The sequence below is a fragment of the Nocardiopsis endophytica genome (genome assembly GCF_027706725.1).
Classification (GTDB): Bacteria; Actinomycetota; Actinomycetes; order Streptosporangiales; family Streptosporangiaceae; genus Nocardiopsis_A; species Nocardiopsis_A endophytica.
The window spans coordinates 1-16869 of record NZ_JAQFWQ010000083.1 but is presented as its reverse complement, the minus strand read 5'-3'; the positions used below and the strand labels follow the sequence as shown (position 1 = coordinate 16869).

The window sequence follows — 16869 nt, the reverse complement described above, 5'->3', positions numbered from 1 at the left end:
ACACGTCGCCCGGCGCGGCGGGCGCCCATACGGCACCATTGGTTCATGGAACGCCCCATCGCGCTGCTGCCCAAGGCCCACCTGCACCTCCACTTCACCGGTTCGATGCGGCACACCACGCTGGTGGAGCTCGCCGAGAGACGCGGGGTGCACCTGCCCCACGCCCTGGCCGAGGAGTGGCCGCCGGAGCTGAGCGCCGCCGACGAGCGCGGCTGGTTCCGGTTCCAGAGGCTGTACGACATCGCCCGCTCGGTGCTGCGCGAGCCCGAGGACATGTACCGGCTGCTGCGGGAGGCCGCCGAGGACGAGGCGGCCGCCGGGTCGCGGTGGCTGGAGATCCAGGTCGACCCGAGCGGGTACGCCGCCCGGTTCGACGGGCTCACCGCCACCCTGGAGCTCGTCCTGGACGCGGCCCGCACCGCTGAGCGCGCGACCGGCGTGCACATCGGGCTGATGGTGGCGGCCAACCGCACCAGGCACCCCATGGACGCCAAGGCGCTGGCACGCCTGGCCAAGCAGTACGCGGACAGGGGCGTGGTGTCGTTCGGGCTCAACAACGACGAGCGCCGGGGGCGCGCGCTCGAATTCGAGGGCGCGTTCCGGATCGCCAAGCGCGCGGGGCTGCTGTCCGCGCCGCACGGCGGCGAGCTGCAGGGCCCCAGGAGCGTGCGCGAGTGCCTGGACGAGCTCGGGGCCGACCGGGTGGGGCACGGGGTGCGCGCGGTGGACGACCCGTACCTGGTGGAGCGCATCGCCACGCAGGGGGTGACGCTGGAGGTGTGCCCGTCCTCCAACGCGAGCCTGGGCGTGGTCTCCGAGGTGGGGCACGTGCCGCTGCGGCGGCTGTTCGACGGGGGCGCCCCGATCGCGCTCGGCGCCGACGACCCGCTGCTGTTCGGCCCCCGGCTGGCGGAGCAGTACGAGATCGCGCGGTCGGTGTTCGGGTTCGGCGACGAGGAGCTGGCCGAGCTGGCGCGGATGTCGGTCCGGGGGTCGGGGGCTCCGGAGTGGCTGAAGAAGGAGATGCTGTCGGGGGTCGACGAGTGGCTGGCCCGCTCCCCCGAGGAGTTCGGGGGGTCCGGCGGCGCCCCGGGCGGGGGCCCGGCTCAGGCCCCGGACACCATCAGCGCGCCCTGAAGGGTCATCACCGCCCCGGCGGCGAAGAAGAGGACCGCGGCGGCGATCTGCACCGCCCGCTCGGGGAGCTTCTTGCCCAGGACCGCGCCGAGGGCGATGGCGACGGCGTCGGCGGCGACCATGCCCACGGTGGAGCCGATCCACACCGGCAGCCAGTGGTACTGGGTCCCGACGGTGATGGTGGCCAGCATGGTCTTGTCGCCGAGCTCGGCGACGAAGAAGACGGCGGCCACGGTGAGGAAGGCCGACCGGACGCGCCGGGAGGCGGCGCGCCGCTCATCGGCCTCGGTCATCTCGTCGCCGCGCAGGGTCCACAGGCCGAAGCCGAGGAAGGCGATCCCGGCGACGAGGGTGACCCAGTCGGTGGGGATGGCCAGGCCCAGGATCTCGGCGAGCAGCACGCTGAGGCCGTGGACGGCGACGGTGGCGGCGGTGATCCCGGCCAGCACGGTCCACCAGCGGTAGCGGGTGGCCAGGGAGAGGGCCACCAGCTGGGTCTTGTCGCCCATCTCGGCGAGGAAGACGACGAGGGTGCCCGCCGCGAGCGCGGGGAGGAATTCCATGCGGTCCGCCTTTCAACCCGGCGGGCCGGCGGCGGGGGGACGCCCCTTCCGGCCCGGTGACATCGCTGATACCGGGCCGAAGGTCTCGTCCGCCCGTCCCGGGAGGGGCGGGCTCCCGCGGCCGGGCCGGGCGCGGGAGCCCGGCCAGTATGTCGACCGCGGAATCGGGGACTACTCCCCTTCGGCTGCTCCGAGCCTAGGACGGGCAAAATTCCTAACACAATTCATGGAGCGGCCTGAAGGGAAAAGGGAATTTCTCCGAAGTAGGAAGTTGGGCTGCCCCAACTCCTTTATACGGAAAACCGCCCCGCCCGTTCCCCCCGGAGGAGGAGCGGGCGGGGCGGTCCGTAGAGGGCCGCGGAGCGCGGCCGGCCCTAGAGCTCCACGCCGACCATCACCGGCTCGTTGACGAGCGTCACCCCGAAGCGGTCGGCGACGCCGGCGCGGACCTCGCGGGCCAGCGCGAGCAGGTCCCGGGTGGTGGCGCCGCCCGGGTTGGTCAGGGCCAGGGTGTGCTTGCCGGAGATGCGCGCCGGCCCCGTGCCGTACCCCTTGGTGAAGCCCGCCTTGTCGATGAGCCAGGCGGCGGAGGTCTTCACCCGCCCGCCGCTCTCGGGGAACGCCGGGGGCTCGGCGTCCGGGCCGAGGTGGTCCGCCGCGCGCTTGCGCAGCTCCTCGAACTCGGCCTCGGTGAGGATCGGGTTGGTGAAGAAGGATCCGGCGCTGCGGGTGTCGGGGTCGTCGGGGTCGAGGACCATGCCCTTGCCCCGGCGCAGCTCCAGCACGGTGGCGCGGGCATCGGCGGCGGGGACGCGCTCGCCCTGGCCGACGCCGAGGCGGCGGGCCAGCTCGGCGTAGGCGACCGGGGCGCTCAGGCCCGACTCCTCCAGCTCGAAGACGACCTCGCACACCACGTACCGGTCGGAGCCCTTGAACACGCTGTCCCGGTAGGCGAACCCGCACTCGGCCGGGGCCATGGCGCGCCGCTCGCCGCGCTCGCGGTCGAAGACGACGACCTCGGCGATGGTCTCGGAGACGGACTGCCCGTAGGCGCCGACGTTCTGGATGGGGGTGGCGCCGACCCGCCCGGGGATGCCGGACAGGCACTCCACCCCGCTGTAGCCCTCGGCGACGCACCGCTCGACGAAGCGGTCCCACTCCAGGCCCGCGTCGGCCCGCAGCCGCACCGTGCCCTCGGCGGCGCCGGCCCCGGTCCGCACCGCGCCGGTGTCGACCCGCACCACGGTGCCGTCGAAGCCGTCGTCGGAGACGACGAGGTTGCTGCCCCCGCCGAGCACGAGGAGGCGCTCCCCGGCGGCGTCGGCCCCGGCGACGGCGGCGATGAGCTCGTCGGTGGTGGCGGCGGGGACGAACCGGGCGGCGGGCCCGCCCAGGCGCAGGGTGGTGTGGTCGGCCAGCGGGACACCGGCGGCGGGCGCAGCGGACACGGGAACCTCTCTCAGGGGCGCCGGGCGGGGGCGCGGGGCGTCAGGCGAGTCGGACGACGACGGTGGGGCGGGCCAGCACCCGGGTGCCGCCGGAGCGGACGGTGAGGGCGACGACGACCTGGTTGTCGCCGCGCTTCTCCTTCACGGTGCCCGAGACGGTGATCTCGGCGCCCTCGTCGTCGTCGGGGACGACCACGGGGTTGGAGAAGCGGGTGCCGTACTCGACGATCGCGCCGGGGTCGCCGACCCAGTCGGTGACCAGGCGGGCGGCCTCGGCCATGGTGAACATGCCGTGGGCGATGACGCCGGGCAGGCCGACCGCCTTGGCGGTGCGGTCGTTCCAGTGGATGGGGTTGAAGTCGCCGGAGGCCCCGGCGTAGCGCACCAGGTCGACGCGGCGCACGGGGAAGGTGCGCTCGCCGAGCTCGGTGCCGGTCTCGACCTCGTCGTAGCGGATCGCGGCGGTCACGCGGCCCCCTCCTTCGCCTTCGCTGCGCCGTCGGAGCCGGAGCCGTCCTCCGCGGCCCCGCGCACCACCAGCATGTTGACGGCGGTCACCACGTGGGCGCCGTCGGTGTCGGTGATCTCGCTCTCCAGGGTGACCAGCTCGTTCCCGGCGAGGCTGCGGATGTCGGTGATGCGGGTCACCGAGTCGAGGAGGTCGCCGGCGCGCACCGGGCGGCTGTAGCGGAAGCGCTGCTCGCCGTGGACCACCATGGAGAAGTCCAGCCCCAGCTCGGGGTCGGTCACGGCGCGCCCGGCGCCGGCCATGCCGAGCACGATGGGGAACGTGGGCGGCGCCACCACGTCGGGGTGGCCCTCGTCCCGCGCGGTGGCCGGGTCGCTGTAGAGCGGGTTGGCGTCGCCGACGGCCTCGGCGAACTCGCGGATCTTCCCGCGGGTGACCTCGTAGGGCTCGGGCGCGGGGTAGGCGCGGCCGAGCAGGTCGCGGTTGATCGCCATGGACTCCTTGGCTCCTTCTCTCACGACAATAGCCCAGTGAGCCGGGGCTCACTGGGCCATGTGCGCTGCTCTTCCGCGGTTAACGGGTCTCGCGGTGCTCGTTGTGCCGCCGGCAGTTGGGGCAGAACTTCTTCAGCGAGAGACGGTCGGGGTTGTTCCGACGGTTCTTCCGCGTGATGTAGTTGCGGTGCTTGCACTCCTGGCAGGCCAGGGTGATCTTCGGCCTCACGTCAGTGGCAGCCACGTCGGAGTGCCTTTCTGCTGGTGACGGTGAACACTGAAAAAGACCCGCGCTGACCCCTGGCCATGTGCAGGGGTCGTGCGGGTAGTAGCGGAGGCCGGACTTGAACCGACGACACAGCGATTATGAGCCGCTTGCTCTACCGACTGAGCTACTCCGCCGCGACGGCCCGGGAAACGGACCCCACAAGGTGAGGATACCCGTCTCTCGACCCGACCGGGAGGGATCGCTGATCCCGGCCGGTCGTCCACCCGAGTGGGCTAGGAACCTCATCGAGGTGGTAGAGCCCCTTTACGGAATCGAACCGTAGACCTTCTCCTTACCATGGAGACGCTCTGCCGACTGAGCTAAAGGGGCACGCTCCTGCGGCTTCCCCCCTTCCGGGGTTCCGCCCTTGCGTTGGTCATGACTATACAGGCCTCCGGGGGTGCTCTGCCAAATCGGGAGGCGCGACCCTGACGTTGGACATGGCGTCGCGCTCGATGGCCCGCAGGTCGGCGGGGAGCCCGAGCCTGCGGAGCGCGTCGGGCAGGCGGGTGTCGTGCGTGAAGACCACGATCTGCCGGTGCGCCCCGACCTCGGCCAGGACGCCGGCCAGGCCCTCCACCGTCTCGGTGTCCATGGCCTGCACGGGGTCGTCCAGCAGCAGGAACCCGAACGGGTTCCCGGCGGCCAGGGTGCGCGGCAGGCAGATGGACAGGGCCAGCGCCTGGAACTCGCCCTGGCTGAGCAGCCCGGGGGCGTTGCCCTCCCCCTCGGCGCCGTCGACCGCCACGTCCACGGCCACGCGCCTGCGGGCGCCCCTCCCGACCAGGCGCAGCGACTCCAGGTCGATGTGGCGCTCCTGGCGCAGCCGCTGCCACACGTGCTCGGTCTGCGCGGCCAGGGGGCGCAGCCGCTCGTCGCGGATCTCCTTGGCGGCGGCGGAGAACCAGTCGAGGGCCTCGCGGGCCGAGACCAGCAGGCCGTCCGCCTTCACCGCGGCGCGGGCGTCCTCCACCCACGCCGACAGCATCTCGGCGTACTCGCCCCAGTCGCCCGCGGGGTCGTCCAGGCGGCGGCCGGCGTCCTTGCGGGCGGCCAGGGCGGCCGAGCGCAGGCGGCGCCCGGTGGTCTCGATGTGCTCGGCCAGCTCCACCAGGTCGGTGATCCCGGCGCCCTCCTCCCACTCGGTCCACACGCGCCCCAGATCGCTGTCGGCGGGCAGCCAGGACGGCTTGGGGGCCATCAGGAAGCGGGCCTGGTCCCTGGCGTCCTCGGCGCGCCCGTAGGCGGCCGAGGCGCTCTCGGCCGCGGGGCGCAGCCGGTCGATCTCGGCGCGGGCGCGGCGCGCCCAGTCGTCGCCGAGGGCGCCGTCGGCGCCGCAGGTGGGGCAGGCGGAATCGGCGGGGTGGCGCTCGTGGTACTCCAGGGCGCGGGTGAGCAGCTCGGCGACGCCGCGGGCGCGGTCCCCCTTGGTCCCGGCGGCCATGGCCAGCTCCATGGCGGCGCCGCGCAGCTCGTTGACGACGTCGGCGATGAGGGAGCGCTCGGGGACCGACAGGCGGCGCAGGCGGCGCAGCACCCGCTCGGCCTCGGGGTCGGCGGGGCCGTCGTCGGCGGCGAGGGCGGCGAGCCGGTCCAGGTCGGGGGCGCCGGGGCCCTGTTCGGACAGGAGCTCGACGGCCCGGGCGGCGCGCGGGTCGGTGGACTCGCGCAGCCGCGCGAGCAGGTGGTCGAGGTCGCGGCGGGGGCGGTCGCGCATCCGCGTCAGCTTGGAGCAGGCCTTGGCGAGCGCGCGCTCGGCGTCGGCCAGGCCGGTCAGGCCGAGCACGGCGGTGAGGGTGTCGTAGAGCTCGGCGGCGCGGCCGTTCACGGCCCGGCCCAGCTCGTCGTAGGACAGGAAGGGGCGGTAGCGGTCAAGGTCGGGGCCCCAGCCCAGGGAGCGCAGGGGGCCGGTGGAGCCGTCGGGGAACTCGACCCGGCCGCGGGCCGAGCGGACGCTGTCGCCGTCCCACATCCGGGTGGCGCGCAGGGGGCCGTCGGTGCCGGGGGCGGAGAGCTCGACGGCGACCTCGGTGCGCTCGGGGTGGTGGAGGTTGCGCCACCCGTCCCGCCATGCGGTGGGCATGGCGTCCCAGCGCAGGTTGCGGCCGGTGAGGGCGGCCTCGACGGCCTCGGCGATGCTGGACTTGCCCGAGCCGTTGCGGCCGACGACGACGGTGAGCCCGGGGCCGGGGGCCAGGTCCAGGGCGGCGGGGCTGCCGATGCCCCGGAAGCCCTGCACCTCGATGCGGGAGAGGAAGACGGGGCGCGGGGTGTCCGCCGCGCCCCGGCGCGGCTCGGGGGCGCCGTGCAGGATGTCGGAGGGCTCGGGGGCGGGGCCGCCCCGGGCGAGGGCGTCGAGGGCCTCGTCGCCGCCGAAGGCGGCCAGCACCCACCCGCGGGCCCCGGCGTCGAGCGGCGAGCGGGCGAGCAGCCCCAGCACCGCCGCCGCGGTCGCGGCCCCGTCCGGCGGCGGGGGCTCCTCGGCGAACGTCTCACCGCCGGTGGTCAGCGTCGTCACCACACCCGCCTCCGTCGTCGGTTCCGGTACGAAGGGACAGTATGCGCGTTCGAGGCGTATCGGGTCAGCCCGGGTCCGCCCGGAAAGCCCGTTCCCGCAGCGGAGGGGGTCCATCGACAACGAATTCTCCGAGACAGCGGACCCCCGGGGGCCAAAACCCCGAATCCGGGTAGCGCCGGGGCGGTCCGTGCGGCAGCACCGTCGGACGGCGGGCGTGGGCATGGTCACCGTGAATGGCAGCGACGGAGCAAGCGGGGCGGTTCCCCGGCCTTGCCTGCCGGGCGCCAGGCCCCTCCCAGTCCGGGAGGAAGGGCGGAACAGCAGGTCCCCCGCTCCGGGCCTCGGCCGTCCGTCACGTCGACGGAGTGCCAGGTAGGGGCGGCGACGACGAGGGCGGGCGGCCCTCACCGCAGCACTGTCGAGCGCGGCGCGTGTGCATGGTCACCGTGATGGGCGGCGACGGCAGAAGCAGGCGGTTCCCGGGCCCTGCCTGCCGTCCGCCGGGTCGCTCGCGGTTCATGCAGGCGGCAGAACAGGTACCCCACTCACGGCCCCACCCGAGCGGCGGGCAACCGGAGTGCAAGGTCGCAAGAGCAGCAACGACAAAGGGCAGCGGCCCGTACCGCAGCACCGTCGGCCGCGGCGCGTGTGCGTGGTTACCGGGTTCGGCAGCGACGGAGCAAGCGGGGCGGTTCCCGGGCCCCGCCTGCCGTCCGGCGGGCCTCTCCCGGTCCGGGAGGTCGGGCGGCTGAGCTGGTACCCCACTCACGGACACCAGCCGGGCGGCAGACCATCGGAGCGTGAGGGAGCTGGCGGCAACGACGAAGGGCAGCGGCCCTCGCCGCAGCGCTGTCGGGTGCGGCGCGTGTGCGTGGTCACCGGGCTCGGCAGCGACGGCCTGAGCCGGGCGTTCCCCGGCCCCGCCTGCCGTCCGGCAGGCCCCGGATGGTCCGGATGGGCGGGGTGGTGGGTGGGGTTCGCGCTCTTCGTCGTCCGGGGCACCTTCCGGGCGCGCACCGCGAACCCCGGCACGACTATGACCTGGGCAAACACTCCGCGTTAAGGGTGAGGAGGGGCGGGATGCGCGCTTGGCGACACCCGCCAAGGCCCCGGGGCGACGAACACGGCGATACCAGAACGGGATTCGGGAACAGGATGCCCGCTTCGTCCCTGTTTGGGTGGCCCGGGTCGCCGCCCGGGGCGTCGGCACGACCGTCCGCGCGCTGCGGCCGCGCACCCACGGGCCATCATGAGCCGATATCGACTACACCCGGTGACACCGGTCCCGGCAAACGGCCCCAGTGCGCCGTTTAGGTGCCCCCTGGAACCGAATCCCGTTCTGGTGTCGCGATGACCGTGCACCCGTGCCGCCCGCGAGGCCGGTCCGGGCGTCAAACGGGGCGCAGGAGGGGGTCCGGCGCCCTCCGAATCGGACAAACCGGGTGCCGGGTCGGTATGGGCTCGCCCGGAACCCGCCTTCCGGGCGCCTCGGGCACCCCGAGGCCATCCTGGGTCGTAAAACCGACGCCTGATCAGCCCAAAAGCGTCGATCTCACGACACAGGATGCCCGCACCCCTCTCCCGCCGACCGTTATGCCCGGTATGCGCCGCCCGGACGGCCCTCCCCGCGATGATCTCGACGGAAGTGCTGCCAAAACCGCCGGAATGACAGCACCCTCGTCGAGATCATCGCCAGGCAGGGGCGCACCGCAGGGGCGGCCCGCCACGGACGCGCGGCGGCCACGCACCCACCCGGCCGCCCGCCGCCGCGCCCGCAAACTCGACCGCTGCCCCGAACTGCGCGAGCACGTGGTCCAGGGCCTGCCCGCCCCCCTCTCCGGCCGCCCGGTATGCCCGGTATGCGCCGCCCGGGCGACCCTCCCCGCGATGATCTCGGGGAACTCGGGGTTAAACCGGACACGATAAGCCCGACTTCCCCGAGATCAACACCAGCGCGCCCCGCACCGCTGCCCCCGCGATGATCTCGGGAGAAACGACGCTAAAACCGGCCCGGTAGGGGCGCTTTCCCCGAGATCAACGAGGAGGCGCACCGGGGGTGCGGGCGCCACGAGCGCGGGCGGCCACGCACCCATCCGGCCGCGCCGCCGCCTGGACCGCGAGCGGCCCGGCGGACGGCAGGCAGCGCCCGGGAACCACCCCGCTTCCGCCGTCGCCGCCAACACCGGTAACCACGCACACGCGCCGCGGCCGACAGCGCTGCGGCGAGGGCCGCCGACCTTCTTCGTCGCCGCCCCTACCTGGCACTCCGCCGACCTGCCGCCCGGCCGAGGCCCGGAGCGGGGTACCAGCCCAGCCGCCCGCCCACCCAGACCGCGAGCGGCCCGCCGGACGGCAGGCAGGCCCGGGAACCGCCGAGCTCACTCCGTCGCCGCCCATCACGGCGACCACGCACACGCGCCGCGGCCGACGGCGCTGCGGCGAGGGCCGCCGACCTTCGTCGTCGCCGCCCCGACCTGGCACTCCGCCGACCTGCCGCCCGGCTAGAGCCCTTGAGCGGGGTACCTGCTTAGCCGCCTACCTGGACCGCGAGGGGCCCGCCGGACGGCTGACAGGGCCGGGGAACCGCCCTCCTCTCTCCGTCGCCGCCATCAACGCCGACCACGCACACGCGCCGCGGCCGACAACGCTGCGGTCGGGGCCACCCACCTCCGTCGTCGCCGCTGACCACGCCATACCCTGCTAACCTGCCGCCCGGCCGGGGGCGGAAGCGGGGTACCTGCTGGTCCGTCGCCGCCCGTCCCCTCTCTCACGCCCGGCCCTCTCCCCCCGGCCCTCTCCCCCCGGCCCTCTCCCCCGGCCCGCACTCACGTGCGGCCGTCGCTCCAGGCGCTCCACAGGGCGGCGTAGCGGCCGCCCCGGGCTACCAGCTCCGTGTGGGGCCCCGACTCCACGATGCGGCCCGCCTCCATCACCACCACCCGGTCGGCCTCCACCGCCTGGGGCAGGCGGTGGGCCACCACCAGGGCGGTCCGGCCCTCGGTGGCCGCCAGGGCCGCGCGCTCCAGGCCCCGGGCGCCCGCGCTGCCCGCCTCGGCGCTCGCCTCGTCCAGCACGGCCACCGGCGGGTCGGCCAGCACCAGCCGGGCCAGCGCCAGCAGCTGCGCCCGGTCGGCGGTGAGCCGCAGCCCGTTCTCCCCCACGGCGGTGGTGATCCCGTCCGGGAGCCCGAGCGCCCACTCCCGTGCGCCGACCGCCTCCAGCGCCTCCAGCACCCGGTCGTCCCCCGCCTCCGGGTCGGCGAGGCGCACGTTGTCGGCGAGCGTCCCGGCGAACACGTGCGCCTCCTGGCTGACCAGCACCACGTGGCGGCGCAGCTCGGCGCGGGGCACCCGGTCCACCGGTGCGCCGCCGACCAGCACCCGCCCTCCCGACAGGGTGAGCCCGCCGGCCACCGCACGGGCCAGGGTGGTCTTGCCCGCGCCGCTCGCACCGACCACCGCCACCCGCTCGCCCGGGGCGACCTCCAGGTCCACCTCGTCGAGCACGGCGGGCCCGCCCTCGTACCGGTGCACCGCGCCGCGCACCTCCACCCCGGCGTGCGCGGGCCGGGCGGGCGCGTCGGGCTCGGTCGGCTCGGGAAGGTCGAGCACCCCGGCGATGCGGGCCAGCGAGGCCCCCGCCGACTGCACGTCGTCGAATGTGATCATCAGCGCCCCGAACGGGTCGAACAGCCGATGGAACAGCAGCGCCGCCGCGGTGGCCGCGCCGACCGTGGCCGCGTCGTCGGCCACCAGCCAGAAGCCGACCGCCAGCACCATCGCCAGTCCGACGAACTCGGCCGCGTTCATCCCCCCGATGAACCGGGTGAACAGCCGGAACACGCCGACCTGGGTGTCCCGGGCGGCGGCGGAGCGCTCGGAGATCAGCGCGGTGCGCCGCCCGCGCAGCCGGTAGGCGTCCACGGTGGCCGCCCCCTGCAGGGTGCCGACCAGCGCCTGGGCCCGGTCGCCGAGCTGCGCGCGCTGGCGCGCGTACATCGGCGCGGACTTCGGCAGATACCAGCGCAGGGCGAGCGCGTGCACCGGCAGGGCGCACGCCCCGGCCAGTCCCAGCCGCCAGTCCAGGGCCGCCATCCCGCCCAGCGCCATCACCACCAGCACCAGCGAGGTGAGCACCAGCGGGGCGCGCTCGCGCACCACTCTGGAGGTCTCGGCCACGTCGTCGCCGACGCGGGAGAGCAGGTCGCCGGGGGCCAGCCGGAACAGCTCCTCCTCGGGCAGCCGCATCGCCCTGCGCATCACGGCCTCGCGCAGCCGGGCCAGGACGGTCTCCCCGGTCCGCGCGAGCAGCACCGACTCCAGCGCCGACAGCACGCCGCCGGCCAGCGCCGCGGCCGCGATGGCCACGGCCGGGACCAGCACTCCGCGCGGACCGGCCCCCTCGGCGACCGCGTCGACGAGCAGGCCCAGCGCCCACGGGCCGGCGAGCACGCAGGCGTTGGCCGCGACGCTGGCGGCGACGGCGGCCGGGCCGACCGGTCCCGCCGCGCGCACCTGCCGCGCCACCACTGCCAGGGTCCGGCGGCCCGAGGCCACCGGGAGCGTCATATGCGTCACCGCAGCACCGCCTCCGCGTACCGGGGGTCGCTCACCGCGAGCCCCGCGTGGGTCCCCTCCGCGGCCACCCGGCCCTCCGCCACCGCGACGACGCGGTCGGCGCGGGCCAGCAGCGCAGGGCTGGAGCAGACCGCCACCGTGGAGCGGGGGGCGCCGCCGTGGCGCAGCGCCCGCAGCCCGGCGGCGACCGCCTCCTCGGTCACCGCGTCCACCGCGGTGGTGGGGTCGTTGAGCACGAGCACCGGCGGGTCGGCGGCCAGCGCCCGGGCCAGGGCCACCCGCTGGCGCTGCCCGCCGGACAGGGTGGTGCCCCGGTCCGCCACCACGGCCTCCAGGCCGCCGGGCACGGCACCGACCACCTCGTCGGCGGCGGCCGCGCGCAGCGCGGGCCACGGGTCGGCGCCGTCCCCGGCTCCGGTCAGCACGTTGGACGCCAGGCTCCCCTCGAACAGGTCCGCCTCGTGCGGTTCGACCAGTACCCGGGCGCGCACCTCCTCAGGTCCCAGCGCCTCCGCGGGGACCCCGCCGACCAGGTAGGAGCCGCCGTGGTCGGCGGCGGGCACCCGGGCGGCCAGCACGTCGGCCAGGGCGCGGGCGTCGGCCGGGTCGTAGCAGACCACCCCGACGAACTCCCCCGGCCCCACCCGCAGGTCCAGGCCGCCCAGCGGGCCGCCCACCCCCTTCAGCTCGACCGGGGCGGTGCCCCGCCCCCCGCACCGCTCGGCCGCACCGGGGTCGCCGGCGTCCAGCCGGAAGGGGGCGTGCAGCACCTTCTCCAGCCGCCGCGCGGAGGCCCGGCAGGAGGCCAGCTCCATGGCGGCGTACCCCACCTCGCGCACCGGCTCGGTGAGGAACTGGGCCAGCCCCACCACGGTGATCAGCTCGCCGACGCTGATCCGGCCCTGCAGCGCGAAGAGGCCCGCGCCCGCGGCCACCGCGGCCAGCAGCAGGCCCCCGGCCAGCCCGGTGGCCCCCTGGTAGAGCCCCCGGGGCACGGCGGCCCGCAGGGCGCCGCGCAGCGCGCCGGCGCTGGCCTCGGCGTAGCGCCGCGCGGCCTGCTCCTCGGCCCCGGCGCCGCGCAGCGCGGGCAGTCCGCGCACCAGGTCGGCGGCGAGCCCGGAAGCGCGGGCCAGCGCCTCCTGCTGGGCGGCGGTGCGCCGGGTCAGCACCGGGCCGATCACCTGCACGATGGCCACCAGCACGGGCACGCCCACCAGGACCCCGCCGCCCAGCACCGGGTCGATGCGCAGCAGCACGACCGCCGCCACGGCCAGCCCGACCACCGAGCCGACCACGCCGGTGAGCGGGTGCAGGGCCTGGGCCGTGCGGTCGGCGTCGGTGGTGGCGACGGTGAGCAGCTCGCCCGCGCCGAGCCCGGTGGCGGGGGCGCGGGGGTCCAGGGCGCGGTCGGCGGCCTCCACGCGGAGCAGGTGCGCCTCGTGCTCCGAGGCGCGCACGACGGTGCGCGCGCCGAACCGCCACGACAGGGTGAGCGCCGCGAACAGCACGGCCAGCCCCGCCACCGAGGCGGCGAGCGCGGCGGGGTCGCCGGTGGCGACCGCCCGGTCGACGACCACCCCGATGGCGACCGGCACCAGCGTCTCGCACACCTGGTACAGCGTGTGCCCCAGCGCCGCCACCGCCACGGCGCGCCGGTTCCGCCGCACGGCACGTCTCAGCGGCGATTCGGACATGTCCCTCCCCGATCGATGAACGCGGTAAGGCTACCCAAACCTCCCCGGCTGGGCCGACCGGTTTTTCCCGCCCCCGCGCCGTGCACCCGCCCGTCCGCCGAAAAAATCTTCCCTGCTGGGATTTCCTGCCGCCGCGCCCCCGCCCACCCCCGCAGACCTCCCGTTTCCCGCGCGCCGCGGACACGCGAATCGACGGGATTCGATATACCGCCGCGCCCGCGGTCGCAGCGGCCGCCGCCCGGCCCGCCCCTCCCGGCCGCCGTGACCAGGAAATCCACCGCCCCGCCATTTATGATCATGGCCCGACCAGCGGATATATGAAGCGCGATAACCGGCATGCACCATAGCGGCACAATCGGTTACCATCACCTCGCTTCAACCGAATCAGTACGTTCGTCACTAAACGACGGAATTGGGAAGCGCCGCGAGGGGATTCGGGAAGGCGAGGGGCGTGGCGACGGGGAGAGAACAGCAGCCGGGGCGGTCGGAACTGGACGAGGTCATGGAGAACGTGGCCCGCGTCCACCAGGAGCTGGAGGAGCGCAGGGAACGGGAGGGCGCGCTCAACGCCCTGATCGACACGGTGCGCGAGCTGGCCGAGCAGCAGACCCGGGCCGACCTCGAGCGGACGCTCACCCGGCGCATCCGCCTGTTACTCGGGCTGGACGCGGCCTTCGTCGGGGTCCAGACGACCGACGGGGCCCGGGTGGTGCACGCGCCCGACGGCCACGTGTCCACCATGCTCAACATGGGCATGGCCACCCCCGACGGGGTGGGCCTGGGCAGCTGGGCGCAGCAGGCGAACGCGCCCGCCTGGACCTCCGACTACCTCACCGACGACCGCTTCGACCACGACGAGGTCGTCGACGACGTCATGCTCTCCGAAGGGCTGCGCGGCCTGATCGCGGTCCCCCTGGCCCGCGACGCCACCTCCTCGACCTCGCTGTACGCCGGGGCGCGCAGCGTCCGCTCCTTCACCCCCGAGGAGGTGTCCCTGGTCAGCACCCTCGGCCAGGTCGCCGGGGCGCTGCTGCGCCGCCACACCGCCGCGGAGGAGGCCGAGGCCGACCGCCGCGACCTGCGGCGCCGCCTGGAGCTCACCGAGGAGCGGGCCCGCGACCGCAGGCCCCCGCTGCTCGACGCGCTGCTGTCGGCCGTGCTCGGCGGAGCCGAGCTGTCCGCGCTCGCCGCCGAGACCGCCGAGCGGCTGGGGGCCGCGGTGTGCGTGCGCTCCCCCGACGGCCGGGAGCTGGCGCGGGCCGGAACCCCCGACGGCGGCTGGCCCGCCCCCGAGGACGTGCGCCGCGCCGCCCCCTGGACCCGCCCCACCGGCGTCCCGGTCGCCGTGGACGGGCGCACCTGGGCGGCCCCGATCCGCGCCAGGGACGACGACTTCGGCCTGCTCCTGGCCGTCTTCGACGCACCGGGCGGCGCGGAGGCGGGCGAGTCCGTGCGCGCCGCCGCCAAGGCGCTGTCGGTCACCGCCCTGCTCCGGGTGCACGGGCCGATCTCCGAGGCCCAGATCCGCGACGAGCTGCTCAGCCAGCTCCTGACCGAGTCCACGGCCACCGACCCGCAGGCCGCGCGGCGGCGCGAGCGGCGCGCCCGCCACCTGGGGATCGACCTGGCCGAGCCGCACGTGGTCACCGCCGCCGAGTGCGGGCCGGGCGAGCCGTCGGCGGCCGTGCTGTCCTGGGCCGACGCCCACACGCGGCGCTGCGGCGGGCTGCGCACCGTGCAGGGGGAGCGGCTGGTGCTGCTGCTGCCCGGGAGCGATCCGGGTGCCGCCGCCGACGAGGTCGCCGCCGAGCTGCGCAGGGTGTGCGACCGCCCCGTCGGCGTGGGCGGCGCGGGCCCCGCCTCCGGGATCGAACAGGTGCGCCGCGCCTACGAGGAGGCACTGCGCACTCTGGAGGCGCTCCGGGCGCTGGGCCGGGAGGGCGCCGCGGCCTGCGCTCGCGACCTCGGGTTCTTCGGCGCCCTGCTGTCCGACCGGCCGGGCGTGGGCGAGTTCGTCGACGCGGAGCTGGGTCCGCTGCTGGACTACGACCGCCAGCACTGCACCGAGCTGGCCGCGACCCTCGAGGCCTACCTGGCGACCGGGGGCAGCCCCACGCACGCCGCCCGCCGCCTGCACGTCCACCCCAACACCGTCTCGCGCCGCCTGGAGCGCATCGGCGACCTGCTCGGCCCCGACTGGCATGCCCCGGAGCGGGCGATGGAACTGCACCTGGCGCTGCGCCTCACCCGGCTGCGCGACCTGGTCGGCGCCGGCGCCCCGGGGTAGCGTCGGCCCCGGCGAGCGCCTGCACCGCGTGCGCGGCGCAGACCAGGGTGGCGTGGCGGTGCCACCCGGTGAACGACCGGCCGGAGAAGTCCCGCAGACCCAACCGCTCGGCCCTGTCCTCCTCACCGTCCACGACGGACGCCAGCAGGCGCAGCCGCACCGCCTCGCGCACCCGCGCGGCCGGTGCGCCTCCCGGCAGGTCGGCCGTCCACAGCTCATCGGGCCGCCCGCCGCGGGCCCCGCCGACCCCCACCAGCAGGACGCTGCGCGCGCCCCGGCCCGCCTGCGCGCCGTGGGACGGCGGCAGGCGCACCCGCGCCGCCGCGATCCCGCCCTCCCCCCGGCCGCGCACGAGCCGGTGCGCGGGCTGCGCGCGGGCGGGGCCCGCGGCCGACGGCTCCAGCGGGGTGAGCGGGTCGATGCGCACGACCGACGGGATCCCGGCCGCCTGCAGGCGGCCCGCCAGGACCGCCCCGTCGCCGCCGCGCCCGTCGGCGACCACCGGGCGTGTGGGCCCTCGGCGGCCGACCACCGTCCGCGCGGCGGCGACCGCGCACGCGCCGGAGGACTCCGCCGCCAGGCCGTCGGGCACCTGCGCCCGGAGCCGCCGGTCCCTGTCGCCCAGCCACGCGGCCGACAGCCGCATGCGGAAGTGCACCGGGACCGCCGCGCCCTCGTCGGCGCTCCACACCCCCACCGCGCACTGGGCGTTGACCACCGCGCCGGTCTCCGGCATCACGTACCGCTCCACGCCCGCGAAGCTGCTGCCGGACCGGGGGATGACCAGCGGGCGCAGCACCCAGGCGCGGGGCGGCAGCCGCTCGGCGAGCAGGCGGGTGAGCGCCCGGCGCGCCGGGCTCCACTGCCAGGGCGAGTTGGACACGAAGTGCTGCAGGCTCTGGTCCGCGCCGGGCCCCAGGCCGGCCGCCAGGTTGGTGATCGACTTGCGGCCGTCCACCGAGAGCAGGCCGCGCAGGTAGGCCAGGGCGGTGCGGCGCTGGTCGACGCGCGGCAGCGACGCGAACAGCGCCGCGGCCGCCTCGGCGAGCACCGGCTCGGGGACATCGGTCGGGGGCGCGCTCAGGATCGCGGTCGGGACGCTCACGGGGCACTCCTCGCTCTGCTCGGCCGGGTCCGGCCCGGCGGTGCGGGTCCCCCACAGCCTGCGCGGCGGGCGCCCGCCGGGACGAGGTGCGGGCGCCACCCGGTCCGGCGGCCGGGCGCTGGCGGCGGCACCCCGGGGCGCCGGAGGCGGGCCCACGCCCCAGGGGCCGGGCCACCGCCCCAGGGGCGCGCCGCGGTGGCCCCGCCCTCTCGCCGCCGGTCTGCGCGCCGCCATGGAGGCCACCTCCATCCGCTCCGACAGGGCCGCCTGCGCCCGATCCCCGCGCCGGGCCCGGTCCCGGGTGGAGCG

11 protein-coding genes and 2 tRNA genes are annotated in these 16869 nt (G+C 76.0%); 2 read left to right on the top strand and 11 right to left on the bottom strand.

The features are described from left to right. The first annotated feature begins 45 nt into the window (after positions 1 to 45). On the top strand, positions 46 to 1137 hold the full coding sequence (locus O4J56_RS23260) for an adenosine deaminase (RefSeq protein ID WP_270688642.1): 1092 nt from the start codon (positions 46 to 48) through the stop codon (positions 1135 to 1137). On the opposite strand, the gene O4J56_RS23255 is transcribed toward O4J56_RS23260, so the two are convergent. The 10 genes from O4J56_RS23255 to O4J56_RS23210 all read right to left on the bottom strand — a co-directional run bounded on the left by O4J56_RS23255 (position 1107) and on the right by O4J56_RS23210 (position 13168). Continuing rightward, entirely contained in the window at positions 1107 to 1700 is a 594-nt protein-coding gene (locus tag O4J56_RS23255) for a TMEM165/GDT1 family protein (RefSeq protein ID WP_270688640.1), read from the bottom strand. The genes O4J56_RS23260 and O4J56_RS23255 overlap by 31 nt on opposite strands. A gap of 374 nt (positions 1701 to 2074) precedes the next feature. After that, entirely contained in the window at positions 2075 to 3148 is a 1074-nt protein-coding gene (locus tag O4J56_RS23250) for a UDP-N-acetylmuramate dehydrogenase (RefSeq protein WP_270688638.1), read from the bottom strand. Positions 3149 to 3188: 40 nt separating this feature from the next. Then, positions 3189 to 3617 carry a MaoC family dehydratase gene (locus tag O4J56_RS23245; RefSeq protein WP_270688636.1) on the bottom strand — a complete coding sequence of 143 codons (429 nt, stop codon included), beginning with the start codon at positions 3615 to 3617 and terminating at the stop codon, positions 3189 to 3191. Next, positions 3614 to 4111: a MaoC family dehydratase N-terminal domain-containing protein gene (locus O4J56_RS23240; RefSeq protein WP_270688635.1), complete on the bottom strand. Its 498-nt coding sequence runs from the start codon at positions 4109 to 4111 to the stop codon at positions 3614 to 3616. The genes O4J56_RS23245 and O4J56_RS23240 overlap by 4 nt, the downstream gene beginning before the upstream one ends. A 79-nt stretch (positions 4112 to 4190) precedes the next feature. Then, a complete protein-coding gene (rpmG, locus tag O4J56_RS23235; RefSeq protein ID WP_026123309.1) occupies positions 4191 to 4355 on the bottom strand; it encodes a 50S ribosomal protein L33 in 165 nt (54 codons plus the stop codon). Positions 4356 to 4440: 85 nt separating this feature from the next. Continuing rightward, positions 4441 to 4513, bottom strand: a tRNA-Met gene (locus O4J56_RS23230). Positions 4514 to 4636: 123 nt separating this feature from the next. Continuing rightward, positions 4637 to 4709: transfer RNA gene (locus tag O4J56_RS23225), tRNA-Thr, on the bottom strand. A 52-nt stretch (positions 4710 to 4761) separates the two neighbouring features. Further along, positions 4762 to 6900, bottom strand: a complete 2139-nt coding sequence (locus O4J56_RS23220) for an AAA family ATPase (RefSeq protein ID WP_270688633.1) — start codon at positions 6898 to 6900, stop codon at positions 4762 to 4764. Positions 6901 to 9722: 2822 nt separating this feature from the next. Beyond that, complete coding sequence (locus tag O4J56_RS23215; RefSeq protein ID WP_270688660.1) at positions 9723 to 11465, bottom strand: ABC transporter ATP-binding protein; 1743 nt, start codon at positions 11463 to 11465, stop codon at positions 9723 to 9725. Between the two features lie 5 nt (positions 11466 to 11470). Beyond that, positions 11471 to 13168, bottom strand: a complete 1698-nt coding sequence (locus tag O4J56_RS23210; RefSeq protein ID WP_270688632.1) for an ABC transporter transmembrane domain-containing protein — start codon at positions 13166 to 13168, stop codon at positions 11471 to 11473. 451 nt (positions 13169 to 13619) lie between these two features. Here O4J56_RS23210 and O4J56_RS23205 point away from each other — a divergent pair, with 451 nt between their 5' ends. Further along, on the top strand, positions 13620 to 15455 hold the full coding sequence (locus O4J56_RS23205) for a helix-turn-helix domain-containing protein (RefSeq protein WP_270688631.1): 1836 nt from the start codon (positions 13620 to 13622) through the stop codon (positions 15453 to 15455). Here O4J56_RS23205 and O4J56_RS23200 read toward each other — a convergent pair. Beyond that, positions 15412 to 16560, bottom strand: coding sequence for an IS701 family transposase (locus tag O4J56_RS23200; protein WP_456299798.1), 1149 nt, complete (start codon positions 16558 to 16560; stop codon positions 15412 to 15414). The genes O4J56_RS23205 and O4J56_RS23200 overlap by 44 nt on opposite strands. Positions 16561 to 16869: the final 309 nt, after the last annotated feature.

Excerpts from the sequence above, each read along its gene's own strand:
- O4J56_RS23255 (WP_270688640.1), bottom strand. The coding sequence starts at position 1,700 with ATGGAATTCCTCCCCGCGCTCGCGGCGGGCACCCTCGTCGTCTTCCTC.
- O4J56_RS23210 (WP_270688632.1), bottom strand. The coding sequence starts at position 13,168 with ATGTCCGAATCGCCGCTGAGACGTGCCGTGCGGCGGAACCGGCGCGCC.
- O4J56_RS23215 (WP_270688660.1), bottom strand. The coding sequence starts at position 11,465 with ATGACGCTCCCGGTGGCCTCGGGCCGCCGGACCCTGGCAGTGGTGGCG.
- O4J56_RS23240 (WP_270688635.1), bottom strand. The coding sequence starts at position 4,111 with ATGGCGATCAACCGCGACCTGCTCGGCCGCGCCTACCCCGCGCCCGAG.
- O4J56_RS23260 (WP_270688642.1), top strand. The coding sequence starts at position 46 with ATGGAACGCCCCATCGCGCTGCTGCCCAAGGCCCACCTGCACCTCCAC.